This is a genomic window from Pseudoalteromonas sp. AWH4_217 (genome assembly GCF_056161105.1).
This window is the reverse complement of the sequence record NZ_JBSWYM010000015.1, coordinates 58,200-82,776: the sequence shown is the minus strand read 5'-3', so window position 1 is coordinate 82,776 and position 24,577 is coordinate 58,200. Positions and strand designations below refer to the sequence as shown.

The 24,577-nt window shown below is 50.0% G+C and carries 26 protein-coding genes and 1 riboswitch; of the genes, 3 read left to right on the top strand and 23 right to left on the bottom strand.

From position 1 onward, the window contains the following. Window positions 1-35: 35 nt before the first annotated feature. The gene (locus ACXAH1_RS17970) at window positions 36-836 is read left to right on the top strand and encodes a hypothetical protein (protein WP_475198558.1); all 801 of its coding nucleotides are present in this window, start codon (window positions 36-38) and stop codon (window positions 834-836) included. Here the strand turns inward: ACXAH1_RS17970 and ACXAH1_RS17965 are convergent. From ACXAH1_RS17965 to yaaA, 4 genes are all read right to left on the bottom strand, one after another. Continuing rightward, entirely contained in the window at window positions 808-1,983 is a 1,176-nt protein-coding gene (locus ACXAH1_RS17965) for an MFS transporter (RefSeq protein WP_475198556.1), read from the bottom strand. The two genes, ACXAH1_RS17970 and ACXAH1_RS17965, sit on opposite strands and share 29 nt — an antisense overlap. Window positions 1,984-1,986: 3 nt before the next feature. Further along, on the bottom strand, window positions 1,987-3,765 hold the full coding sequence (locus ACXAH1_RS17960; RefSeq protein WP_475198554.1) for a hypothetical protein: 1,779 nt from the start codon (window positions 3,763-3,765) through the stop codon (window positions 1,987-1,989). A gap of 234 nt (window positions 3,766-3,999) precedes the next feature. Next, on the bottom strand, window positions 4,000-4,230 hold the full coding sequence (locus tag ACXAH1_RS17955) for a hypothetical protein (RefSeq protein WP_475198553.1): 231 nt from the start codon (window positions 4,228-4,230) through the stop codon (window positions 4,000-4,002). Between the two features lie 13 nt (window positions 4,231-4,243). Further along, window positions 4,244-5,023 carry a peroxide stress protein YaaA gene (gene yaaA / locus ACXAH1_RS17950; protein WP_475198552.1) on the bottom strand — a complete coding sequence of 260 codons (780 nt, stop codon included), beginning with the start codon at window positions 5,021-5,023 and terminating at the stop codon, window positions 4,244-4,246. 299 nt (window positions 5,024-5,322) lie between these two features. Between yaaA and tal the strand changes: the two genes are divergently transcribed. After that, window positions 5,323-6,273, top strand: coding sequence for a transaldolase (gene tal / locus ACXAH1_RS17945; protein WP_475198548.1), 951 nt, complete (start codon window positions 5,323-5,325; stop codon window positions 6,271-6,273). Window positions 6,274-6,585: 312 nt separating this feature from the next. Beyond that, window positions 6,586-6,777 (top strand): DUF3545 family protein, encoded by a 192-nt coding sequence (locus ACXAH1_RS17940; RefSeq protein WP_125557981.1) that lies wholly within the window; start codon window positions 6,586-6,588, stop codon window positions 6,775-6,777. A 44-nt stretch (window positions 6,778-6,821) separates the two neighbouring features. Here ACXAH1_RS17940 and ung read toward each other — a convergent pair whose 3' ends face one another. The 19 genes from ung to fabV all read right to left on the bottom strand — a co-directional run bounded on the left by ung (window position 6,822) and on the right by fabV (window position 24,569). Then, window positions 6,822-7,481, bottom strand: coding sequence for a uracil-DNA glycosylase (gene ung / locus ACXAH1_RS17935; protein WP_475198546.1), 660 nt, complete (start codon window positions 7,479-7,481; stop codon window positions 6,822-6,824). 2 nt (window positions 7,482-7,483) lie between these two features. Next, window positions 7,484-8,362, bottom strand: coding sequence for a cobalamin-binding protein (locus ACXAH1_RS17930; RefSeq protein WP_475198617.1), 879 nt, complete (start codon window positions 8,360-8,362; stop codon window positions 7,484-7,486). After that, a complete protein-coding gene (gene cobO / locus ACXAH1_RS17925; protein ID WP_475198544.1) occupies window positions 8,362-8,961 on the bottom strand; it encodes a cob(I)yrinic acid a,c-diamide adenosyltransferase in 600 nt (199 codons plus the stop codon). The genes ACXAH1_RS17930 and cobO overlap by 1 nt, the downstream gene beginning before the upstream one ends. Further along, a complete protein-coding gene (locus ACXAH1_RS17920; RefSeq protein ID WP_475198543.1) occupies window positions 8,958-10,439 on the bottom strand; it encodes a cobyric acid synthase in 1,482 nt (493 codons plus the stop codon). The genes cobO and ACXAH1_RS17920 overlap by 4 nt, the downstream gene beginning before the upstream one ends. Next, a complete protein-coding gene (gene cobU / locus ACXAH1_RS17915; RefSeq protein WP_475198542.1) occupies window positions 10,436-10,978 on the bottom strand; it encodes a bifunctional adenosylcobinamide kinase/adenosylcobinamide-phosphate guanylyltransferase in 543 nt (180 codons plus the stop codon). The genes ACXAH1_RS17920 and cobU overlap by 4 nt, the downstream gene beginning before the upstream one ends. Continuing rightward, window positions 10,975-11,751 (bottom strand): adenosylcobinamide-GDP ribazoletransferase, encoded by a 777-nt coding sequence (locus ACXAH1_RS17910; RefSeq protein WP_475198540.1) that lies wholly within the window; start codon window positions 11,749-11,751, stop codon window positions 10,975-10,977. The genes cobU and ACXAH1_RS17910 overlap by 4 nt, the downstream gene beginning before the upstream one ends. Further along, entirely contained in the window at window positions 11,748-12,812 is a 1,065-nt protein-coding gene (gene cobT, locus ACXAH1_RS17905; protein ID WP_475198538.1) for a nicotinate-nucleotide--dimethylbenzimidazole phosphoribosyltransferase, read from the bottom strand. The genes ACXAH1_RS17910 and cobT overlap by 4 nt, the downstream gene beginning before the upstream one ends. 16 nt (window positions 12,813-12,828) lie before the next feature. Beyond that, on the bottom strand, window positions 12,829-13,821 hold the full coding sequence (locus ACXAH1_RS17900; protein WP_475198536.1) for a FecCD family ABC transporter permease: 993 nt from the start codon (window positions 13,819-13,821) through the stop codon (window positions 12,829-12,831). Beyond that, complete coding sequence (locus ACXAH1_RS17895) at window positions 13,818-14,615, bottom strand: ABC transporter ATP-binding protein (protein ID WP_475198534.1); 798 nt, start codon at window positions 14,613-14,615, stop codon at window positions 13,818-13,820. The genes ACXAH1_RS17900 and ACXAH1_RS17895 overlap by 4 nt, the downstream gene beginning before the upstream one ends. 239 nt (window positions 14,616-14,854) lie before the next feature. Beyond that, a riboswitch (cobalamin riboswitch) is annotated at window positions 14,855-15,054 on the bottom strand. Beyond that, entirely contained in the window at window positions 15,055-15,654 is a 600-nt protein-coding gene (locus ACXAH1_RS17890) for a histidine phosphatase family protein (protein WP_475198532.1), read from the bottom strand. 78 nt (window positions 15,655-15,732) lie between these two features. Continuing rightward, window positions 15,733-15,945 (bottom strand): (Na+)-NQR maturation NqrM, encoded by a 213-nt coding sequence (gene nqrM / locus ACXAH1_RS17885; protein ID WP_046003082.1) that lies wholly within the window; start codon window positions 15,943-15,945, stop codon window positions 15,733-15,735. 109 nt (window positions 15,946-16,054) lie between these two features. After that, entirely contained in the window at window positions 16,055-17,032 is a 978-nt protein-coding gene (locus ACXAH1_RS17880; protein ID WP_475198616.1) for an FAD:protein FMN transferase, read from the bottom strand. Between the two features lie 183 nt (window positions 17,033-17,215). Beyond that, window positions 17,216-18,442, bottom strand: coding sequence for an NADH:ubiquinone reductase (Na(+)-transporting) subunit F (nqrF, locus tag ACXAH1_RS17875; protein WP_475198528.1), 1,227 nt, complete (start codon window positions 18,440-18,442; stop codon window positions 17,216-17,218). 20 nt (window positions 18,443-18,462) lie between these two features. Then, window positions 18,463-19,071, bottom strand: coding sequence for an NADH:ubiquinone reductase (Na(+)-transporting) subunit E (gene nqrE, locus ACXAH1_RS17870; RefSeq protein ID WP_049864589.1), 609 nt, complete (start codon window positions 19,069-19,071; stop codon window positions 18,463-18,465). Between the two features lie 10 nt (window positions 19,072-19,081). Next, complete coding sequence (locus ACXAH1_RS17865) at window positions 19,082-19,714, bottom strand: NADH:ubiquinone reductase (Na(+)-transporting) subunit D (RefSeq protein WP_235411014.1); 633 nt, start codon at window positions 19,712-19,714, stop codon at window positions 19,082-19,084. After that, window positions 19,714-20,460: a Na(+)-translocating NADH-quinone reductase subunit C gene (locus ACXAH1_RS17860; RefSeq protein ID WP_475198527.1), complete on the bottom strand. Its 747-nt coding sequence runs from the start codon at window positions 20,458-20,460 to the stop codon at window positions 19,714-19,716. The genes ACXAH1_RS17865 and ACXAH1_RS17860 overlap by 1 nt, the downstream gene beginning before the upstream one ends. Further along, entirely contained in the window at window positions 20,453-21,652 is a 1,200-nt protein-coding gene (locus ACXAH1_RS17855) for an NADH:ubiquinone reductase (Na(+)-transporting) subunit B (RefSeq protein WP_475198526.1), read from the bottom strand. The genes ACXAH1_RS17860 and ACXAH1_RS17855 overlap by 8 nt, the downstream gene beginning before the upstream one ends. Window position 21,653: 1 nt before the next feature. Further along, on the bottom strand, window positions 21,654-22,997 hold the full coding sequence (locus ACXAH1_RS17850; protein WP_475198524.1) for a Na(+)-translocating NADH-quinone reductase subunit A: 1,344 nt from the start codon (window positions 22,995-22,997) through the stop codon (window positions 21,654-21,656). Window positions 22,998-23,378: 381 nt separating this feature from the next. Beyond that, the gene (fabV, locus tag ACXAH1_RS17845; protein ID WP_475198522.1) at window positions 23,379-24,569 is read right to left on the bottom strand and encodes an enoyl-ACP reductase FabV; all 1,191 of its coding nucleotides are present in this window, start codon (window positions 24,567-24,569) and stop codon (window positions 23,379-23,381) included. Between the last annotated feature and the right edge of the window lie 8 nt (window positions 24,570-24,577).

The following is a 24,577-nucleotide window of genomic DNA, read 5'->3' as shown; positions in this document are numbered from 1 at the left end:
CACTGCATACAGTACTCACTGATGCAGGAACCCCGATGCTCACAGCACAACAAATCACCGATCTGGAAGTGTATCTGGCCCATTTACGCCTGAAGATTGACCCCGCGCTGGCACAAAAGTACCCCACCTTTGCGGGCAAACCTTATCCGCTCGGACGCTGCAAAGAAGTTCGCAATGCCATCCAGGATCTGCTTAAAGCAGAGCTGGCAAAAGAGCCAGTTGCGGCACCTCTGCAACCGCTCAAAGCCCTACTGGATAAAGGCCTGACGCTCGAGCCGGTATGGGGCTCGCTGCGTGATGAGTATTTTCAGAATGCGCTGGTGGCCGGACCCTGGTACCTGGATGCAGCCAACGATACCGTCAACCCCAATAAACCCCGGGTCGAGATCCGCTTACTCGCAGAATCTGGGTTTGGTGCCATTACCAGCTTTGAGCAGTTCGTTAAAATCGCTCGCAGCTACTGGGAGGTCGACGTCTATCGTAATGAGATTTTCCCGGCACTGGCCCCGTTTATGCCTTTGGTGTGTGTGAGCCATACCGGAGTCAGCTGGTTTGCCGCCGCCAACGACGACATGCTGCTACTGGCACGCGACAGTGCCTTTGAGCTGGTCGAGCGGGTGCTACCCTCTTTGCCAGCACCGCCACCGGCACTCACCGATAAATGGCACAGCGCAGCGGCCGGTGTTGATATGCCCAGCCAGCTGTTAAAAGCGCAAACACACAGTGCCCAGACCATGTGCCAGCACTACCGCAACGAGGGCAAACATCAGGACATCCTGTTTCGCGATGAAGTGGTGCTTGCCTACCTCAGCCTGCCGGTAAACGTGCAGGTGTAACACGGCTTCTGGACAGCACAAGGGTGGCTATTAAAGCGGCCACCACCACAGGCATACTCCACAGGTTGAGCGTCTGCCAACCCACCGTGGCTTCCAAAAACCCAGCGCTCAGTGAGGATGCCACCACCATGCTGAAGACCAGAAACTCATTGCAGGCTTGCGCCTTGGCACGCTCCTGCGGCGCATACGTCTGACTCACCAACTGCGTGGCACTGATGAACATAAAATTCCAGCCCACGCCAAGGGCAAATAAGGCCAGTAAAAAATGCCAGTGGCTCACGCCCAGCAGGTTAATGCCGGCACTGGCCAGATACAGCACACAGCCCGACAGGATCATGACTCTGGCTCCAAAGCGTTCAATCAGCTTGCCAGTAAAGAAAGATGGCAGAAACATGCCCAGTACATGCCATTCAATGACCAACGCAGAATCCGCCAGATCAAATCCATGACGATGCATGGCCAGCGGCGTCGCAGTCATAAGAAAATTCATCACGGAATAGCTGATCATGGCCACCAGCACCGCCAGCTGAAACTGCTTCTGTGCCACGATTTCTTTCAAGGTCCGGGCGGGTGCTTCAGTGGTATGTGTATCGACTTCAGTAAAGCGTACGCCCTGAAGCAGCAGTAAGGCGAGCACATACAAGCCGCTGAGCGCAACAAAAGAGTTGGCATAATTGAGCGCCGGATACACCTCATTGACCCAGACTGCCAGGTTCGGTCCCAAAATCGCTGCCACCACACCACTGGCCATAATGGTCGAAATGGCCGTAGCGGGCTTGTCACTGGCCTCTATGGCCGCAAATCGATACAAGGTGGCAAAACCAATACCGATACCAATCAAAGTGGTCGCCACACAAAACAGCGCAAAATCACTTTCTCTGAGCGCCCAGACCCCCAGCAAGGTGCCACTGATACCTATCAGATTACCCAGTGAGAAGCCCAGTCTGCGACCGGTTTTAGCCATGATCAGCGAGGCCGGAATGGTCGCCATCAATAGCCCTGCCATCTGCATTGCGACAGGCAAAGTGGTCAGTGCCGCTGACGGGCTGAGCAACTGCCCCACCAGCGCAGAAATGGTCACCAACAGAATATTTCCTGTGGTGATCAGGCCCTGGCAGCAGGCCAGCAGCAAGACATTTTTATTCATCGGTTACTCTGAGGCACCTTCGTTGTCTGCTGCTGTGCTCTCGGCCTTCTTTAGACGCTCAAGATAACTGGCAATAAATTCTTCGTACTGTTTTTGCATTTGTGCGATGTTGATATCCACTTCACTGTGCCAGCTTTGACCCAGATCTGACGTACTCACTATCTGCCCCTGATCACACAAAAAGTAAAGGGTGTTTTGCGACGTTAGCTCAGGTAATAAAGTGTGGCAGTTTGCTTTAAGCGGGCCCTGCTGTTGCCAGCCACTGGCCTGCTCAGTACCTGGTTTCAGCGTGATAATTTTGTGAGTACGTTTGGTCTGAGTGGCCGACTTCTGCAAACTGGTACTCACCAAAGTACCATCAGATAACACCGCCGCCAGGCTCATGTCATGTTTATTGTAACTCAACAAAGTACTGCCACGTTGAATTTTCTGCCAGCTCTTGCCATGATCAAAGCTCACCAAGGGATCGCCATAACCATCCCATTGGCTGACCTCTACGCCCAACAAAGCACCAGTCTTAAGTTGGGTAAAACGCTTAAATGACTTGTATTTTTTAGCTTGCCATTGTTGTAATGCCACATCATACCAATACAGTTTATTGTCGTTGATAATCTTCAAGTTGCCGGCTTGGTCAAAAAACGCGAATAGACCACCGTTTTGTACCCAAAATGTTTGACTTTGCTTCTTTTTGAATTGCCCAATTTGCTGCCACTGTTCAGCAACGCTTCCAAACTTGTAGATGGTATGTAGCTTGTCTGAGCTTGTTAGAGCATATCCAACCTGCGAATGAGTCCCCATCCAAACAATCGCCTCTTTGGCACTGACGGGCGCATGGCTCGTCCAGCCTTCTGGTGTTTTTTCAAATAATTGACCACGTTCGCTTCCCACCAATAACTGACCGTTTAGTTCCATCGCTGACAGAAGTTCGCTGTCTGTCGGTAAATTATACTGCTGCCACCTTCGATCAGAAACGAGCCTGAGCTGACCAAACTTTGCGAGTACTGCGTTATAATCGGCCCCCTTGATCGAAACCGCTTTATCTCCGTATGCATTATCTCGCGACAGCGCCCCCAATGAATCTCTGATGGGATCGAGGATATCCTGCTGCCACCCTAGCGGACTAGAGAAATCAACCGACATACTCAGATTAGCATAATGCTCGCGAACAAACGTTCCCAGCTCCGCCGAGGTTTTAAGCCGCGTGACATAGGCTTTTTGTTTTGATGATTGACTCCAGAAGCTGTCATTTTTGATGTTCAGTAGTGGCTGAAACACCACAGAGCCCAGATCGGTAAAGCGACCTTTTGCCACCTTAAATTCCCCAGCAGAGGAAAGAACAGGCATACTGACCCATGACACCACATTACCGTCGTTATGGTAGCTATACAGCTGCACGATGGCATAGTCCCCCTCTGGAACCGCACCGACAAAAACCTGACTGGACTCAGTACCATGTGACCTTGCACTCAGTGTATAAACATCGGGATCCCAGTCAACCTTGTCTTCATCGATTGGCTTACCCTTTGCCTTAGTTTTTGCCTTTGCAACGGCTGCCTGCTTGAGTGCTTGTTGGTTATCCAGACGGACAACTATCACTTCCCCCCACTCTCGGTGCCATGGTGCCAAGCGCTCAGTGTTATTGATCACTTGCACTGCAATAACGCCCTGACCCGCAGCCAAAGGTTGATCTACATTGATACGCGTTTGCTTTATCGACGTTGTATTACAGGCACTCAGTAATAAAACGCTCAGGATGGTTAAAAGAAGGGATAGGTGCTTCATCGCTATTCCTGTTTATTATATTTGAGACATTCAATTGTCATTGATTTTTAGCAGTCTATTATGCCATAGCAATTGAACAAGGTAATGGTATGTTGTATAAATTTTGGTTACTTGCAGGTTAAAGTCCAGCGCATCGGTAGGTGAAGGTGTTAAAGGCATATTTTGCGATATGCCCCAGAAAACCTGAGCGTTTGCTCAGCTTGCGCTAACCAGAGCTATGTTCGGGTAACCAAGTCACTCAGCAGGCGCACTCACACGACACTGATTCGCCTGTTCATAACAACGCTGAATGCACCGTGCCTGAAGCGGATCAGCACTGAAATAATCATCCTGGCAGCGCTGCACACAGGCACGCTCATTATGCTCACATGTAAGGACGATGCCACCTGCATGTGTGCTGAGCTGGCCCTGACAGCCAGTCAACAGCCCAATGAATGCAACCAAAACTAATCCTTTAGCCACCATTGTTAACTCCCGCTTAGTTTTGCTCAGCGCGTAAAAACACCGGCTCACTGGCTTTTTGGGTAGCTTCTTCGCTGTAGTAATAACCCGCGACATCAAACGCTTTTAATGCCTCGGGTGACTCGACCTGATTGTCCAGAATGTAGCGCGCCATCATGCCACGGGCTTTTTTGGCATAGAAACTAATGACCTTGAACTGACCATTTTTACAGTCTTTGAACACCGGCGAGATGATCTCAGCGTTCAGTGCCTTTTTGTCTACCGCTTTAAAGTATTCATTTGATGCCAGGTTGATCAACACCTGACTATTAGTCGCTTCCAGCGCTTCGTTGAGCTTGTCGGCAATGATACGCCCCCAGAATTCATAGAGGTTTTTACCGCGCGGATTATCCAGCTTAGTGCCCATTTCAAGGCGATACGCCTGCATCAGATCAAGCGGTTTCAGTACCCCATAGAGGCCAGACAAAATACGCAAATGCTGCTGTGCATAGTCCAGTGTTGCGTCATCCATACTTGCCGCATCCAGACCGGTGTACACATCGCCATTAAACGCCAGCACAGCCTGCTTGGCATTATCGGGAGTAAAAGGCTGCGACCAGTCGGCAAAGCGCGCCGCATTCAGACCCGCCAGCTTGTCGCTGATCTTCATCAGCGTGCCTATCTGTTGCGGTGATAAGTCACGACACACGTGGATCAATTCTTCACTGTGTGTGAGCAGTTCGGGCTGGGTAAAACGCGCGGTGTGCGCCGGAGTATCATAATCGAGATTTTTTGCCGGGGAAACGAGAGTGATCATGGCCTGCCTATTGACTTAACTATTGATAAATGTCAATTTCAACACTATCCCCCGGTGAGCGCAAGCGCAATATTCTTCGGGGGTTCGACACTGCTTGCCCAGTTGCTGGCAGACCAGCCTGTTTGCAGTTCGTCACACAGATCCCCGACTGACGAAGTGCACCCGCATCCAGCATTCGGAATTTCTCGTGAAGCGACCTCGCAAATACGGACATATGACCTATTCACACAGGTCACGGTAATGCAACATAGGAAAAGTAGACTTTTTGACACGCTGCTATGAATTGGAATGAGGACAGCATGACTTCAGCATTAGATAGGCTAAAACAGCATTCATCTATCGTCGCCGACACCGGAGATATCGAGGCAATCCGTAAACACCAACCGGAAGATGCCACCACTAACCCGTCTCTGCTTTTAAAAGCAGCCGAGATGCCTGCTTATCAGGATTACCTGAAAGCGGCCTGGGATTACGCCAAAAGTCAGCATGACGACGCAACGCAACAACTGGAACTGGCTTGTGACTACTTTGCCGTACTGATTGGTAAAGAGATTGCCAATATTGTACCTGGCTATATCTCAACCGAAGTCGATGCACGTTTATCGTTCGATACCAAAGCGACCATTGCCAAAGCACAACAGCTACTGGCGCTGTATGAGCAGCTGGGTGTCAGCAAAGACAAGATTTTAATTAAAATTGCCTCTACCTGGGAAGGCATTAAAGCTGCAGAAGCATTAGAAAAGCAAGGCGTTAAATGTAACCTGACCTTGCTATTCAGTCAGGCGCAGGCCCGTGCATGTGCCGACGCTAACGTGTTCCTGATCTCGCCATTTGTTGGCCGTATTCTGGACTGGCACGTGGCCAATGGCCTGGAAAAGCCGACTGATCCGCTGCAAGATCCCGGCGTACAGTCTGTACGCAGTATTTACGAGTTTTACAAACGTCATGGCTACAACACGGTTGTGATGGGTGCCAGCTTCCGTAACACCGGCGAGATTGTTGCACTGACCGGCTGTGACAAGCTGACTATCAGCCCGGCACTGTTAGAAGAGCTGGGTGAGTTGCCTGCCACAGAGGACTACTTACTGGATAGCGATTATGAGGTTACAGCGAAGCCTGCACCATTAAGTGAAAGCGAATTCCGCTGGTTGCACAATCAAGATGCCATGGCCACTGAAAAGCTGGCTGAAGGTATTCGTTCATTTGCGGCAGCTCAGGAAACTCTGGAAGCTCGCTTTAAAGCCTTGTAAGCATATCGCCTCCAGCGCTCATCAACTATGCGAAAAACGCCACCTTATGTGGCGTTTTTTTATTCCCTACGATTTATTGCCTGGCTCATCGGCTCCCTACCCGCCAGCGCTTTGTTTTCCTAACTTCAGCATAACTTGAAGCAAATTTGAGCTTCATCAAACTGTCACCTGCTTTTAACCTGACGGACACATTTTTATTTTACTTTTCTCTTGTCTGTGGTATACCAGCATTACTTGAAGTGTGTTTTTCATTCAAATTGGGTAATGCGTAAACACAAATCTTTGAGGTTAGTACATCAATAGGAGAAATTCATGGATAGCCTAGACGATTTTATTTCAACACTAGAAAGTCCTGCACCAAAGAGAAGAACCTCATCTAAAGGCAAAAAAAGAAAGTGGCGTGAAATTGAAGCGCTGAAAGACAAACAACGCCTGCGTAAGGAATTGGAAGAACTGGACATATTCGCAGACAGCATTGATTTGGACGAGCTTGACTTTATTTAACGAAAAAGGCGCATTGAGCGCCTTTTTTTGTTTTTGAATCCGGCTCAGACTTGCCAGTTGATGGGCGTTTTGCCCATGTTTTGCAATAGCGTATTGGTTTGCGAGAAGTGCTGACAGCCAAAAAAACCACGATGCGCTGACAACGGAGACGGGTGAGGTGCGTGCAGCACGTGATGACGTTGCTGGTCAATCGCTTTGCCTTTCTTTTGCGCATGCGCGCCCCACAGCAAGAAAATAACCCCTTCGCTGTGTTGGTTCAGCTGTGCAATGACGGCGTCGGTAAAGCGCTCCCAACCGAGATGTTTGTGCGAGTGTGCCTGTCCCTGTTCAACCGTCAGTACGGTATTGAGCAGCAGTACGCCTTGCTCAGCCCAGGGCAGCAAATAGCCGTGGTCAGGGATTTGAAAGCCCGCGATGTCTTGCGCCAGTTCTTTGTACATGTTGGCCAGCGACGGTGGTGCCTTAACGCCTGGCAACACTGAGAAACACAGTCCGTGAGCCTGATCAGGTCCGTGGTAAGGGTCCTGCCCCAGGATCACGACTTTGACCTGATCAAATGGGGTCGCCTTGAACGCCTCAAATACCTGCTCCTGAGGTGGGTAAACAGTCACGCCCTGCGCCCGACGCTCAGCAACATAGGTTAGGGTGTCCTGAAAATACGCTTGTTGTTTTTCGTGCCCGAGCACGTCACTCCAGGTTGTCATGTTTATTTCCCAGTTGTTGTGAGTTTCTGATAGTAAGTTCGCGAAGTATCAAGTCTATCACATAATCCGCTCAGCCCTTCAAGCACCCGGCTGGTATATCGGTGCAATAAATCAGCATTCACTTCTATGTATTGCTGATGCTTGGCAGCCGGGATTTCTGGCCAGTTGTGCCAGTCGATTTTGGGCTGTGCTTTTTTGGACTTTTCCTGCGGGATCACTATCACTTGTGGCTTAGTGTAAAGCACGTTTTCGATACTGATTTGAGGATATGCCGTGGTAGCATCGGCAAACACATTACTGGCACCGCACACCTCCAGGGTTTGATGGATCCAGGTGGTACCATTGACTGTCATCATAGGCGCAGGCCATAACTGATAGAATACAGATACAGGCATAGCTGAACGATAACGTTCCTGCAATTTTGTCAGGCCTTGCTCAAAGCGCCGAGCAACCTGCTCAGCGTTTTCTTCCAGTGCGGTTAACTGACCCAGCCAGCGCAGCGCATCAGGGATCTGTTGTAAGTCTTTGGTTTCGCTGTACACCACCTTGATGCCAAGCTGTTCAAGCTTCTCCAGGTCGGCTTGTTGATTGCCCCCCTGCCAGGCAATCACCAGGTCGGGCGACAAAGCCAGCAACTTCTCCAGTGCAATACCATGAAAGCCGCCAATACGGGGGATCAGATTGGCCTCAGACGGATAATCCGCATACTCCACGGTGCCGACGATGCGCTCTCCTGCCCCAATGGCATATAAGTTCTCAACAATGTGGGGCGCAAGAGCCACAATCCGTTTGGCAGGCGGCACAGGACTATCATCTGCGCTCGCTGATTTTGCAGTCAAAAAGAACACAAGACTCAGCCAGATGATCAGGACCTTGTTCATCAAAAGTCGAATCCTTTTTGTGCTTTGATCCCCGCTTCAAACGCGTGTTTCACATTGCGCACCTCACTGACGGTATCGGCCAGTTCAGTCAGGCGACGATGTGCACCACGGCCGGTGATGATCACCGACTGCATCGCTGGACGATTTTCCAGCGCCTCAATCACTTCATCCAAATCAAGATAGTCGTAGCTGACCATATAGGTGAGTTCATCCAGCAGGACCAGATCGATACTGTCATCCTGCAACCACTGCTTTGCCTGTTGCCAGGTAGCCTGTGCCGCCTGGGTATCTGTTTCACGGTTTTGTGTCTCCCAGGTAAAGCCTGTCTTCATAACGGCAAACGGCACACCAGCACGCTCCAGCAAGTTACGCTCGCCGCATTCCCACATGCCTTTAATAAACTGCACAACCGCAGCATTCATGCCATGACCCACGCACCGGGCCACGGTACCAAAACCTGAAGTGGACTTACCTTTGCCATTGCCGGTGATCACCTGCAGGATGCCTTTTTCTTCCTGTGCCTGTTCGATTTTGGCATCGACCTGCTCTTTCACTTTTTGCTGTCTTGCCTTGTGTTTATCTTGATTGTGTTCGCTCATGTTGTCCTCTGTTCACTGATTGCCAGAATTTTATCTATCTCTAAATGGGTTTCGCACATATCTGCCAGCCGCTCAAGTTGCAGCTCCCGGTGCTCAGCCAGATTGAATCCGCCGCCACTGTAGCGACCTTCGCTTGCCCAGTGCAATACACAGGTTAACCCGTCGGGACTATCAAACAATCCATGCAGATAGGTACCTGCCAGCTGGTTGTCCTCGCTGATAAAACCGTCGGTTTGCCATCCCGATGGATGTGCAACAAACTGTAAAAATGGCTGCGCCAGTGCCGGGCCCTGACTAATCCCGCAGTGGATCTCATAGCCATTCAATGGCGTTTGCTGTGCGTTTAAAAGGCAGTTTGCCTGCACCTGAGTCAGGGTTTTACTGCTCGTCAGTTTGGTTTCGAAATCTGCCAGACCCAGACCTTTAATAGTGCCCAGCGTCGACTCAACCTGCTCTGGATCGCAAATGCTCTTGCCCAGCATTTGAAATCCGCCACAGATCCCAAGTACCTTACCGCCGTAACGCACATGACGTTGCAGCTCGACGTCCCAGCCTTCTGCGCGCAAAAAGGCAAGGTCATTGAGGACATTTTTACTGCCGGGAATGATCACCAAGTCGGCAGCGCCTATGGTTTCGGTGTGGCGCACATAACGCAGGTCCACTTTGGGGTCTAATCGCAGGGTATCAAAGTCGGTGTGGTTGCTAATATGTGGTAGTAGCAGAACCGCCACTTTGACCTCAGGACTGTCGATGCGATTGGCAATGGTCACGGCATCTTCGGCATCCAGCGCCAGGTCATGCAGGTAAGGCAGCACACCCAATACGGGTTTACCGGTATACTGCTCGAGCCAGTCCAGGCCGCTTTGCAGTAAGGCAATATCACCGCGAAAGCGGTTGATCACAAACCCTTTCACCAGGGATTGTTCATATTCACTCAGCAGCGCCAGGGTGCCAACCAGGTGAGCAAACACCCCACCCTTGTCGATATCCGCAATGATGATCACCGGGCAATCTACTTCACAGGCAAACCCCATATTGGCGATGTCATTTTCCCGCAGGTTAATTTCCGCCGGGCTCCCGGCTCCTTCTACCACACACAGTGCATACTGTTCGCTGAGCCTTTGATGTGAGGTCAGTACGGCCTGCATGGCGACTTTTTTGTAGTCGTGATAGCCCGCCGCTTCCATATTACTCAGCGCTCGGCCATGTACGATTACCTGCGCACCGGTATCTGAATTCGGTTTGAGTAAGATAGGGTTGAGGTCGGTGCTGAGCGGTACCTTGGCGGCCATGGCCTGTAGCGCCTGAGCCCGGCCAATTTCGCCACCATCCGGCGTGACCGCACTGTTAAGTGCCATATTTTGTGGTTTAAACGGAACGACCTCAATGCCGCGGCGCTGTAATGCCCGGCACAAGCCCGCTACCAGCGTGCTTTTACCCGCATCAGAGGTGGTGCCCTGCACCATTAACGTATTCATAGCTCCCCTCCTTTAAGTGTCAACGGCAAACCCGCCATCACAAAATCGACTTTATCCGCCAGTGCGGCAATGTCCTGATGTAACCAGCCTGCTTCATCAACAAAACGGCGACTTAACTCACCAAGTGGCACGATACCGTGGCCCACTTCATTGCTGATCAGAATAATCTGTGCATGGCTGGATTTCAGGACACGCAGCAACTCAGCGCGCCTGTGTTGAAATACCGAGCTGCTGAAGTCACAAAGCGCAGTGGTCAACCATAACGTAAGACAGTCAATCAATACGCCATCATCAGGCCCAAGCGTGCTCAGCACCTGATCCAATGCCCAGGGCTCCTCAACTAGCTGCCAGTGCTTGGAGCGCGTTGCCTGATGATGGGCGATCCGCGCGACCATTTCCTCATCCCCTGACCGTGCCGTGGCCACATAAATTAGCCGGGTAACTTTGCCGTCACTAAGCCAGCGCTCTGCTCTTTGCTCACCTAATCTGCTTTTTCCTGAGCGAGCCCCGCCGAGGATCAATTCCACCCGCCCTGTCATAACCAGACACCCAGACAAAATAGATACACAGCGACCTCACCCACTTGCTGCGCCGCGCCCAGACAGTCTCCGGTATACCCTCCGAGTTGACGCTTAAACCAGTAAATACAAATCGTGCGGCATAGCCAAAGTACACCAAGCAGCGCAATGCTTTGCCATAACGTAAACAGCCCGGCTATCCAGTTCACTATCAGCAAACTCATACCACACACATAGAGTAACTGCTTACTTTCATGGGCAAGAGACTGGGCAACCGGCTTCACTTTACTTTGCGCATCCGCCTGCACATAGTCCAGTTTACCGATCAGGCTGGTCGCCATAGCCCGGCTCAGACCATGGGCAAGAATGAATGCACTGCAGACATAAAGGACGCGCTCACTCAGTGCCAGCAAAGCCTGATATTTGGTAAGCAACAAGATGATCAATGCCGCAGCACCATAAGTGCCAAGGCGGCTGTCTTTCATAATGGTCAGCTTGTCGGCCACGCTCCAGCCGCCCCCAAAGCCATCCCAGACATCGGCAAAGCCATCTTCATGGAATGCGCCGGTGATCAGCAGTCCGCCGCCAAGCGTGAGCAATACCGCAATGCCTTCGGGCAAGAAGCTGCTCAGCACTAAGTAGATAAGGGCCAGCAGAGCACCCAATAACACGCCCACCCAGGCAAAGTAGCCACTGGCCTGGTTAATATCCTGACTGCTGATCTCGCCCGTCACTTTAACGGGAATGCGGGTCAGAAAAATCACCGCCAGTTTAAATTGTCTCAGCGCATTCATGAGGTTTCGACCACCTGAGTGACGGCCGCGGCTTCGAAGCTGGCCATCTGATAATAAAACGCCAGCGCACTTTGACACAGGGGTAAAGCCAGTGCGGCACCGGTGCCCTCGCCGAGCCGCATTTTCAGGTTCAATAGTGGCTCAACATTTAGCCAGCTCAGCATCGCCTGATGCCCCTGCTCACCCGAGCAATGGGCAAAAACCATATAATCTTTACACGCAGGGTCAATCCGATAGGCCAGCATGGCCGCTGCTGTTGCAATAAAGCCATCCACCAGAATGACCTTCTGAGCTCGGGCAATCTCCAGCATGGCACCGACCATCTGACAGATCTCAAACCCGCCTAAACGGCGCAATACTTGACGTGGGTCATGCAATGCCTCACGATGTAATCGCAAAGCCTGCTCGATAAGTTGTTGCTTTTTCTCTACCACCTCGTTGCTGACGCCGGTGCCTCGCCCGACCGTTTCGGCACTTGTTAGCCCGCTCAGGGCAGAAAAAATGGCTGCCGCGGCGGTGGTATTGCCGATCCCCATTTCGCCCAATGCAAATAAGTTAGTGCCTGATGCCAGTGCTGGCTTTACCGCTTCTTGACCCAATGCCAGGCCTTGCTCCAGCTGCGCTTCACTCAGTGCTGGTTCAAGGTGCAAAGGTCGGGTGATATTACCAAGACGCTGCGACACCACATTCAGCTCAGGCGCCGGTGGCGTCAAAATACCACAATCAATCACACTCAGTTGCCAGCCAAGCTGAGCGCATAAAACATTAATGGCCGCGCCACCAGTGGCAAAGTTAGCCACCATCTGGGCGGTCACTTCACTGGGTGCAATGGAAACGCCTTCGCCTGCAATGCCATGATCGCCGGCAAAGATCAGCATCTGAGGCCTTACGATATCTGGCCTTTCGCTTTCAAGCTGACTGCGCTCCATGCCCTGACTTAAAATCGTGACCAGCTGATGTGCCAGCGTTTCAAGCTTGCCCAAAGCGCCCTGAGGCTTAGTCTTCATATCTATGGTGTGCTGAATATGCGTGTCATGCTGGCGGTTGAGTTGTGGGATCATAAAGTCTCCGGTTAGATCAGATGCTGGCGGCGCGCTTTTTGGCGATTAACAGCGATAAGAAAAACACGCTGCCAATCGCTGAGGTGATCACCCCAATCGGCAGCTCCTGATTGTCTATCAGGGTACGAGCGAGTACATCGACCCACAACATCATGAGTCCACCTGATAAGGCCGTCGCTAACATACCCGCAGTGCGAACTTGAGAGATAAAAAAGCGCACGATATGGGGGATCATCAGGCCCACAAAGCCGACACCACCACAGGCCGCGACAATCACGGCCGTTAACATCGACGCCAAGATCAGCATGCCCAGCCTGAGCCGGTGGACGTTGATCCCCAGCGTCCCCGCGCTCTCATCTCCAACCAGCAAGGCATTCAGGCTGCGGCGCATTAACAGCATGAGGGTACACCCCAGCGAAACAACCAATGCAGGCAGCCACAACCATTGCCAGTCTGCGCGGCTGAAACTGCCCAGGCTCCAGAATATAATCGCGCTAATGGCCTGCGGATCGCTCCAGTACAACAGCAAACTGGTAAAGGCCGAGAATAAAAAGGTCAACGCGACACCCGACAGCAACATGTTTTCAACCAGGGCGGTGCCTTTGTGAAAGGCAATCAGCAGCAACAGACCCATTGCCACAGCACTGCCCGCAAACGCGGCACCGGACAACGCCAGCGCACTTTGCACACCAAACAGCGCGACCAGCAACACCACACCAAATGAGGCGCCAGAGGAGATGCCAAATAAGTAAGGATCGGCCAATGGGTTTCGGGTGACCGTTTGCAGAATGAGCCCGGCAATGGCCAGCCCAGCACCGGCGAAGAATGCCAGTAAAGTGCGGGGTAATCGCAGCTCTACAACAATTTTCTGGCTCAGTATGCTGCTATCATAGCTACTCAGTGCCTGCCAGACTTCACCCCAACTCAAAGAAACGGCGCCGACAGACAGCGCACAGAGCAGGCTGAACATGCAGGCAAAAATGAGACCCGGTATCAGCAAAGCCTTCATAACTGATACCCATAATGATAACGAATGTGGGGCACACCCGGTGCGCTGCTGTGGAGTCCGGGTACCGTTTCTACTTCGGCACACACCCCAAAAATGTCGCTGAGTAAGTCGGGGGTTATAATATCCAGAGGTGTGCCCTGAGCCATCAGCTTACCTTGTGCCAGCACCAGCAACTCATCGCTGAGCGCAGCCGCCAGGTTTAGGTCGTGAAAAGAAGCAATCACAGTCACCCCCATGGCCTTAGCCAGCTCCATGATCTGGATCTGGTATTTCACATCTAGATGACTGGTGGGCTCGTCCATAATTAACAGCTCAGGTTGCTGAACCATGGCCCGGGCGATCATCGCCCGTTGCTTTTCGCCCCCGGACAGGGAATCAAAAGCCTGCTGCGCCTTGTGGCTCAGGCCCACACGCTCAATGGCTTCTAAAATACGCTGTTTATCGTCGGCATTGACTGTACTAAAGAGAGTTTTATGTGGTGTGACGCCCATCGCCACCACCTCAAACAGCGCCAGGTTAAACTGACTGGGGATCTCCTGTAAAACAACCGCAACCTGACGCGCATAAGCCCGGCGGGGGTAGTCAGACACAGGTCTACCCACATAACGAATTTCGCCCTCAGTCTGCTCCCAGTAACGATACAGGCAGCGTAATAAGCTGGATTTTCCCGCCCCATTTGGCCCAATCAGGCCAATAAACTGACCGCGCGCAATGGCAAAATTTAATCCGCTCAGTACAGGCTTATTGCCGAGGTTCAGACTCAGGTTGTGCACGGAGATTTGTGGTGAACTCATACCGCCTCAAATACGGACGGCAGCAGAGCAGGCCACTCGCATTGCTACGACTGGCCTTCTGTACTGACTTAAGTGCGCCCGCTTAAGTGTAGGTATTGGCCTTGGTATCTGGCTTCAGACTAATACCAATTTCACTTAATACCTGTTCAATTTGACGGAGCAAATATGACGCTAACGGCGTTAAAAATTTTTCATTTAGAACAACTAAATAGCAAAATTTTTGCCTCGCCTATATGGACATAGGTGCCTCAGCGATAGCAGGACGCGTGAGCGGTGTTATCGACCCTATTTTCTCGCCTCAAAATAGAACACTTAATTAAGCAAATTGGTATAAAAGTCCATTACAGTTGCGGGGACAGCTGAGGATTTGCACCTCATTCCCAATGACTACCAATACATTACGATTCTAGATTTAGCACCTATTATGAAGTCCAGACGTCTAAAACACAACTTTCGGCCAGGCACGACCGGTGTCATCATAGAAGACATTTACTTTAATCACTTTGGCATAGCCTATCTCCAGCCGAGATAAATGCGTATCAAAGCCCTCAGGCAAGCCTAACCAGGTTGCCAGCAACTGTTTAATCACCCCCGCATGGGTGACAATGGCGGTGTTCTGGGGTGAGGGCGTTGTCGTAAACTGCTGCCACCAGTCATTTAAGCGTAAGTGAAATGCTGACATCGGTTCACCGTTTGGTGGCGTATGCTGCCACGGGCTCTGCCAGAAATCCCCAATGCCGGGCGACTGCGTTGACTGCCAGAGCACCTCATAGCTTTGTCCGTCCCAGTCGCCAAAGTCCATTTCACTGAGCCTGGGGTCAACCTGTAGTGGCAAACCGGCTGATTCACAAAACGCGCGCGCCACAGTCTGACACCGCTGTAACGGAGAGCTAATTACCTGTGAAATGACATCACAAGCCTGTAGTTGGGCATACACCTGCTCATTACCCGATATGCTTACCGGCAAATCTGTGCGCCCGAGCAATCGACCGGTTTCAAGCGGCTCACCATGGCGAATAAAATACAAGGTTTGTTGCATTGGGTTAGAGCTCTGTTATTCGGGGCCTGAAACGCAAAAACGCAAGCCTGAGCTTGCGTTTTTGGTGAAAGCAACGGATTAAAGAATCTGATTCTCTTTCCACATTTGCTCTTTCTTAAGACGCTTCTTGCGTTTGTCGCACGGGTCGTCACAATCGCAGATCTTGTCGATGCCCATGGAGCCCAGTCCACCACAACTACTGGCCATTGATTTCTTCTGTACTATAACGCCTACCGCCATTGCAACGGCGATCAACAACAGCAATCCGAAGGTAAGTAAAAATAGTGACATCTCAGGCCCCTTTTGCTTATTCATCCACAAGTTTGGATGTGTGACGGTGAATTGTGCTCATTATATAACTAAACGCGCTTAAGTTGAAACGTTCGCGACACAGATCCGCTTATAAATAAGGCTTGAATGCGCTGCTGGCATACACCTTCAGACCGTCATCACTTTTGCTGATCAAGTAGACCGCTAAGTCGTGTAGCTCAGCGTACGCTCTGGCGCGTTCAGTCCCCATCACAGTTAGCGCTGTAGCGAGTCCATCGGCTGTCATCGCAGAAGGGTGCAATACCGTCACAGACACCAGATCGTGTTTGACAGGCTTACCCGTACCCGGATCGATCAGGTGGGTAAAGGTCTCACCATCCATTTCATAAAAAATACGATAATCGCCTGACGTCGCCACACTGTTCTTACCCGGCTCAATCACTTTGTGAATTTGTCTTTGTCCAACCGGTGCATCCGGCTTCTCAATGGCAATGCGCCAAGGCTCATCACCCGGCTTAGTACCCGATAGTCTCAGCTCACCCCCAATTTCCACCATATAGTTAGTGATACCGTGAGACTCGATGAGTTCGGCCACTTTGTCTATACCGTAGCCCTTCGCTGTTGCTGAAAAAGACAGCTCCAGATGGTCCAGAGTTTTTGCCAGGCCCGCATCGGTTAAAATGAGCTTATCCAGGCCAATTTCTTCGCGCATCTGCGCCAGCTGTTGATCGGAAGGTCGCTTGGTCGGGCGTTTGTCCGGGCCAAATCCCCATAAATCAATAAGCGGCCCCATGGTTACATCCAGAGTTTCTGTAGACTGACCCAGGCGAATGGACTCAGCCACCACCTTTCTGAAGTCCTCACTGACAGGCATGACCTGGTTAGCAGCCAGACGATTGAACTGGTTGATCTCTGAATCTGGAATATAGGTCGACATAGATTGATTCACCGCTTTTAGCGCAGCCTCAACCTCAGTATGTAACTGCGCTTCTGTCAGTGTGCTTTGCTGGGGAAAAGCCTTAATGTTATAGGTTGTGCCCATTGTACTGCCCTGTAGCACAATAGGTTCAGCTGATTTGTTTGCCTGGCCGCATGCCACAAGCAACATGCTCAATAAAAAAACTAAACAAAACTGGCTCTGTCTTAGCATCAGTGTCATCCCTTGTAATTCAATTGCCAGTAACCCCCGCTCTGTACGGAGCATTACCCATAAAAAAAAGCCCCTCAGCAAAACTGCTAAGGGGCTTCTATTTTATCTTAAAAACCACTTTAAGATCATATGTATTTCAGCTTAACCACCGAAGTCATCAAGCAGGATGTTTTCATCTTCAACACCCAGGTCTTTCAGCATGTTGATAACCGCCGCGTTCATCATCGGTGGTCCACACATGTAGAATTCACAGTCTTCTGGTGCTTCATGATCTTTCAGGTAGTTTTCATAAAGTACGTTGTGAATGAAGCCTGTGTAGCCTTCCCAGTTATCCTCAGGCTGAGGATCAGAAAGTGCAACATGCCACTCAAAGTTGTCATTTTCAGCCTGCAGGCCGTCAAAGTCTTCCACGTAGAACATTTCACGCTTAGAACGTGCACCGTACCAGAAAGACATCTTACGATCAGAGTTAAGACGCTTAAGCTGGTCGAAAATGTGTGAACGCATTGGCGCCATACCTGCACCACCACCAACGAAGACCATTTCTGCATCAGTGTCTTTCGCGAAGAATTCACCGAATGGGCCAGAAATCGTGACTTTGTCGCCTTCTTTCAGTGACCAGATATACGATGACATCTTACCACAAGGCAGGCTTAGGTTATTAGGCGGCGGAGTTGCGATACGTACGTTCAGCATGATAATGCCGTACTCTTCTGGGTAGTTCGCCATTGAGTATGCACGGATCGTTTCTTCGTCTACTTTAGACTCCAGCTTGAAGAAGCCAAAACGCTCCCAGTCCGGACGATACTCATCAGGAATATCAAAGTCTGCGTATTTAACATGGTGTGCAGGCGCTTCAATCTGGATATAACCACCCGCGCGGAAAGGTACAACCTCACCGTCAGGAATAGCCAGCTTAAGCTCTTTGATGAAGGTTGCTTTGTTATCGTTAGAGATAACAGTACATTCCCACTTCTTCACACCGAAGATTGAATCTTCAACTTCAATCTCCATGTCTGTTTTAACAGCAACCTGACACGCCAGACGACAGCCTTCACGGGCTTCACCTTTAGTGATGTGATCAAGTTCAGTTGGCAAAATGTCACCACCACCAGAGTGAACGTGGACGCGACACTGACCGCATGAACCACCGCCACCACAGGCTGATGAAATGAAGATACCAGCATCAGCCAGTGAGCCTAACAGCTTACCACCTGGTGCAGATTTAATTGCTTTTTCAGGATCGCCATTAATGCCGATCATGATGTCACCGCTAGGTACCAGCTTAGATTTCGCTGCAATGATGATAAGTACCAACACCACAACGATAGCGATGAACATACTTACACCTAATACAATAGTTTCCATCGTATAGTTTCCTCGCTACCTTAAAGTGAAATACCAGAGAATGACAGGAAGCCAAAGCCCATCAGACCTACAGTGATAAAGGTAATACCCAGACCACGTAAACCATCAGGAATATCAGCATACTTCATTTTCTCGCGAAGACCTGCTAGCAATACGATAGCAAGCGCCCAGCCCACACCAGAACCTAAGCCAAAGACCACTGACTCACCAAAGTTCAGGTTACGCTCAACCATGAAGGATACCGCACCGAAGATCGCACAGTTAACTGTGATCAAAGGCAGGAAGATACCCAGAGCGTTGTAAAGTGCCGGGAAGAACTTGTCCAGCGTCATTTCAAGGATCTGTACAAGTGCCGCGATTACACCGATAAATGTCAGGAACTTCAGGAAGCTTAAGTCAGCTTCTGGGAAACCTAACCACTCAAGTGCGCCTGGTGCCAGGATAGCGTGATAAACCACGTTGTTGACTGGTACAGCAACGCCCAGTACGAAGATTACCGCAACACCCAGACCGAATGAGGTAGTTACTTTCTTAGATACCGCCAGGAAAGTACACATCCCCAGGAAGAAAGATAGCGCTAAGTTTTCAACGAAAACCGCTTTTACAAATAAACTCAGATAATGTTCCATCTCTCTCCCCTTATGCCTTAGCTTCTACTTGGTCTTTCTTCCAGGTACGTAGTGCCCAGATGAATACACCTACCAGGAAGAACGAGCTAAATGGCATAACCAACAGACCCATAGGCTGGTACCAACCGCCGTTAGAGATCAGTGGCAGTATTTCAACACCGAACAGAGCACCAGCACCGAACAGCTCACGTACAAAGCCAATCGCGATCAGGACAACTGAGTAACCAAGACCGTTACCGATACCATCCAGGAATGACATCAGAGGTGGCGACTTCATTGCGTAGGCTTCTGCACGACCCATTACGATACAGTTAGTAATGATAAGACCAACGAATACCGTCAGTTCTTTTGCCGTGGCATACACAAATGCCTGAAGTACCTGGTCAACAACGATAACCAGAGAAGCGATGATGGTCATCTGAACGATGATCCGTACACTTGACGGAATGTGGTTACGGATCATAGAGATGAACAAGCTTGAGAACGCAGTTACCACTGTCAATGCAATTGACATGATCAGTGCGTTTTTCAGGCTTGATGTTACTGCCAGCGCAGAACAGATACCCAGTACTTGCAGTGCAATTGGGTTATTTGCGAAAACAGGTCCAAACAGGACTTGCTTCATTTCTTTTGAGTTTGCCATTAGTTCAATGCCCCTTCACGTACTTTCGCAAGGAATGGACCAAACGCATCGTCGCCTGTCCAGAACGTAAATGTATTTTCAACACCGTTAGACGTTAACGTTGCACCAGACAGACCATCTACTTTATGCACGTCGTTACCTGCTGTGCCTTTCACTACGTCGATTGGTAGCTTTTTGCCTTCCCAGGTTGCAGTCCATCTTGGGTTTTGGATTTCACCACCCAGACCCGCAGTTTCAGTGTGCTGGTAGAATTTGATTGCCTGAATGGTTTCACCATCCAAATCCAATGCTACGAAGCCGTACATGATACCCCAAAGACCGTAACCCTGAATTGGCAGGATCACAGACTCATATTTACCGTTGCTGTTCTTCGCAAGGTAAACCGGAGACTCAGTCGTCATACGCTGAACGCCTGCAACGTCTTTTGCTTTTGGTAAAGCAACACTGCGCGCCGCATCGAACTTAGTCATAGTGAAATCGAATGAGTTAGGATCTGTGTCTACAAACTCACCGGTGTTCATGTCTACAACGCGTGCATCGATCACTTGGTTGTAGGTTTCTGACACGTTTTCAACGTTCTCAACGCCAGCAGCCGCCAAAATGTTGCGCTGCACGTCTTCGATTTTGTTTGCCTGTTGGAGTGGGCGAAGCTGTACTGCCGCAAAAGATACGACAACCGCACACACTAAACATAGGCCAACAACAACGCCTAGCGTTTTGCCGATAGATTCATTGTTACTAGACACGTGCTAATCTCCTCTTCACATTTGACTGCACAACCATGTGGTCGAAAAGTGGTGCGAACAGGTTTGCGAATAGAATTGCCAACATCATACCTTCTGGGTATGCCGGGTTAACAACACGGATAAGCACAACCATTACACCAATCAATGCACCATATGCCCACTTACCTTTGTCTGTGAATGACGCAGATACCGGGTCGGTTGCCATGAAGAACATACCGAATGCAAAACCACCCAGTACTAAGTGCCAGTGCCAAGGCATAGCGAATACTGTGTTAGTGTCTGAGCCGACCATGTTCAGAAGCATAGACATCACCACCATACCCAGGAAAGTACCCAGGACGATGCGCCACGATGCGATACGAACATAAATCAGGAACAAACCACCAATCATGATAGCCAGTGTAGAAGTTTCACCTACTGAGCCTTGAATAAAGCCGTAGAATGCATTCCACCACAGTACCATGTTGTCATAATCAAGCGCACCTGTTGCAGCCTGCCCCAGGTAAGTTGCACCTGAGAAAGAGTCTACCGCTGTCCACACGGTGTCACCTGAGATGTCACCTGGGTATGCGAAGAACAGGAATGCACGACCAGCCAGTGCCGGGTTCAGGAAGTTACGGCCTGTACCACCGAATACTTCTTTTGCCACTACCACACCGAAGGTGATACCCAGCGCAACTTGCCATAGCGGGATCGTTGCAGGCAGGATCAGGGCAAACAGTACTGATGTTACGAAGAAACCTTCGTTTACTTCGTGCTTACGCACTGAGGCGAATAATACTTCCCAGAAACCACCGACAATAAATACAGTGGCGTAAATCGGCAGGAAGAAACAGGCACCGTAGAACATTTTCGCGCCCCAGCCAGAATCAGCCGTAAGCTCACCACCAAACAGCTGGAATAGTGCCGCCTGCCAAGTGTTTGCAATTTCAAAACCATTGCCCAGCGCGATAGCTGCCTGGTGACCAATGTTGAACATACCGAAGAACATAGCTGGGAATGTCGCCATCCATACTAAGATCATGATACGTTTCAGGTCGATATTATCACGTACGTGAGTGCCGCCTTTGTTGACATAACCTGGCGTGTAAAAAACAGTTGCAACTGCTTCGTACAGGGCATACCACTTCTCGTGTTTACCACCAGGTTCAAAGTGAGGTTCAATGTCTTCTAAAAATTTCTTTAAGGCCATTTTAACCTTCCTTCTCGATTGTAGTCAGGCAATCACGCAAGATTGATCCATAGTCGTATTTGCCCGGACAAACGAAAGTACACAACGCCAGATCTTCTTCATCCAGCTCTAGCGCACCCAGTGAAATCGCGCTGTCCAGATCACCAGAGATCAGATCACGCAACAACAGAGTTGGCAGGATATCAAGCGGCATTACACGCTCATAGTTACCAATTGGCACCATCGCACGCTTTGAGCCACCAGTAGAAGTGGTCATCTTAAACAGACGACTTGGCGCAAAGTGAGAGATGAAAGTACGGGTTACAGAAAACTTCGTACTACCTGGTGCGATCCAGCCAAACAGCTCTTTTTCGCGACCTTCAGACAACACAGAAACCTGTACATGGTAACGACCCAGGTAAGCATGAGGACCAGTGGCTGTTTTACCAGCTAACACAGAGCCAGAAATGACCCGGTTTTCACCATCTTCAAGTTCACCTGCAACTAAATCGGTTAACGACGCACCAACTTGAGTCTTAACAAGACGCGGGTTCTTCACACTCGGACCAGCCAAAGCAACAACACGATCTGAGTAGACTTCACCGCTTAGGAATAGCTTACCGAAAGCAATCACATCCTGGTAACCCAGGTGCCATACTTGCTTGTTAGCGCCAACAGCATCAAGATTGTGAATGTGTGTACCAACCAGACCAGCAGGGTGAACACCCGCAAACTCATGTACTTCTACCTGAGAAAGCGAAGAGCTCGGCACCTTACTGCCAGCTTGCTTACAAACAAACACTTTGCCATCAGTCAGACGCGAAACCACAGCCAGACCAGCCTCAAACGCTTCCACGTTTTCAGCGATCACAACAGCAGGATCCGCAGCTAGAGGGTTAGTGTCAATTGCGGTAACAAAGATCGAGCTTGGCGACGCGCTAGGTACTGCTACACGACTGAAAGGACGTGCACGCAACGCTGGCCATTGACCCGATTCGATCAGCACTTCTTTCACCTTTTCACGATCCAGGTTGCCGAGTTCAGCAGCCGGGAACTTTTCAAAAGTGATTTGCTCATCGCCCTGTACTTCAATCACAACGGACTGAAGAACACGCTTGGCTCCACGGTTAATTTCTTTAACTACACCAGAGGCTGGCGCAGTAAACTTGACGCCAGGATTCTTTTTGTCTTCAAAAAGAACTTGGCCTTTCTTGACTTGGTCATCCACACGGACTCGCATGGTTGGACGCATACCAATAAACTCTTCACCCAACACAGCTACTCGTTTGACAGCAGAACCATCATGAATAACTTGCTGTGGTGCGCCCTCTATGGGTAAGTCCAGACCTTTTTTTATGTTGATCATACGCACTTGCATTACATTAACGGAAAGAAATTGATAAATCTTTACTTACCACGGCACTATTCTCTGAGTTGTATTGGAGTCAAAGAGCTGGCACAACATACACAAAGTCGGGCCAACCTGTCCGCAACGGGAAACGAGCACCGTGGTATATAGTCCTTACATATTTCCGCAATTTTAACATTAATCGTACTGACTATGCGAGTGGAAATATGAAAATAATACGACTTAACAATGGATTTAGTTCATTGGGCGTCACTGCAAGAATTTAAATATAGACCAAAGTGGTATTGATGAAAAATGAAAGGCAAATTGGGAAGGCGTTTTCTCTACTGTGGGCACAAGTTAAAACGGGCGAACTACACGAATTCGCCCGCTTGTCGGCTAGATTAGATGGTTAATCTCAACCACAGAATTGACATCTGCATCATAGTCAACTGACTCAATGCCGAAGCCAAACAGCTTCAGAAATTCATTGTGATAACCAGCGTAATCTGTCAGCTCATCAATACTGTCGGTGTCTACTTTATCCCAGATCACCTTGATGCGTGCCTGTACACCGTCTTCCAGTTCTTTATAGTTCTGGAACAGGTGACCGCCTTCGTCAAAACGTGGCGTCTCACCGTACAGGTTTTCGCTAAACAACCCCTGGATCTGCTCGATAGTCCCCTCGTAAGTACCATCTTCTTTGGTTACCCGGAACAGCGTAGAGATGTACAAAGGCATAATCGGAATAGCCGAGCTCGCCTGAGTTACTACAGCGTTTAATGACGCCACGTAAGCTTCACCATTTAACGCTTTTGTTGAGGCTTTGATAGCGTCAGCTGCACGGTCCAGGTCTTCTTTGGCTTTACCAATAGTCGCATGACCGTAAATAGGCCAGGTCAGTTCTTTGCCAATATAGGTGTATGCCGATGTTTTGAATCCCTCGGCCAGTACATCCGCCTCTTTCAGCGCTTCCAGCCACAGCTCCCAGTCTTCACCGCCCATCACTTTCACTGTGTTGGCGATCTCTTCCTCATTCGCAGCTTCCACAGTCACTTCGTCTATAACCCGCTTGGAAGTATTGAGGTTTTTGGTTGTGATCGTCTGACCAATTGGCTTAAGTACCGATGAAAAGGTCTCGCCCGACTTGGGATCGGTGCGGCGCGGAGATGCCAGACTGTAGATGATCAAGTCTACTTTGCCCATTTCGGCTTTGATGGTTTCAACTGCTTTGGCTTTTAGCTCATCTGAAAAAGCATCGCCGTTGATGTTCTTTGACCACAGGCCAGCTTCATCAGCAGCCTGTTGAAATGCTGCTGTGTTATACCAACCAGCAGAGGCCGTTTTTTTCTCTGTACCTTCTTTCTCGAAGAAGATACCCAGAGTTTTTGCGCCAGCACCGAATGCTGCGGTGATGCGAGAAGCCAGACCATAACCGGTTGATGCGCCGATCACCAACACATTTTTAGGGCCATTATTGATTGGGCCCTGAGCCTTAACATAAGCAATTTGTTCTTTTACGTGCTCGGCACAGCCCACTGGATGGGCATTAGTACAGATAAAACCACGGATCTTAGGTTTGATGACCATGTCTATTC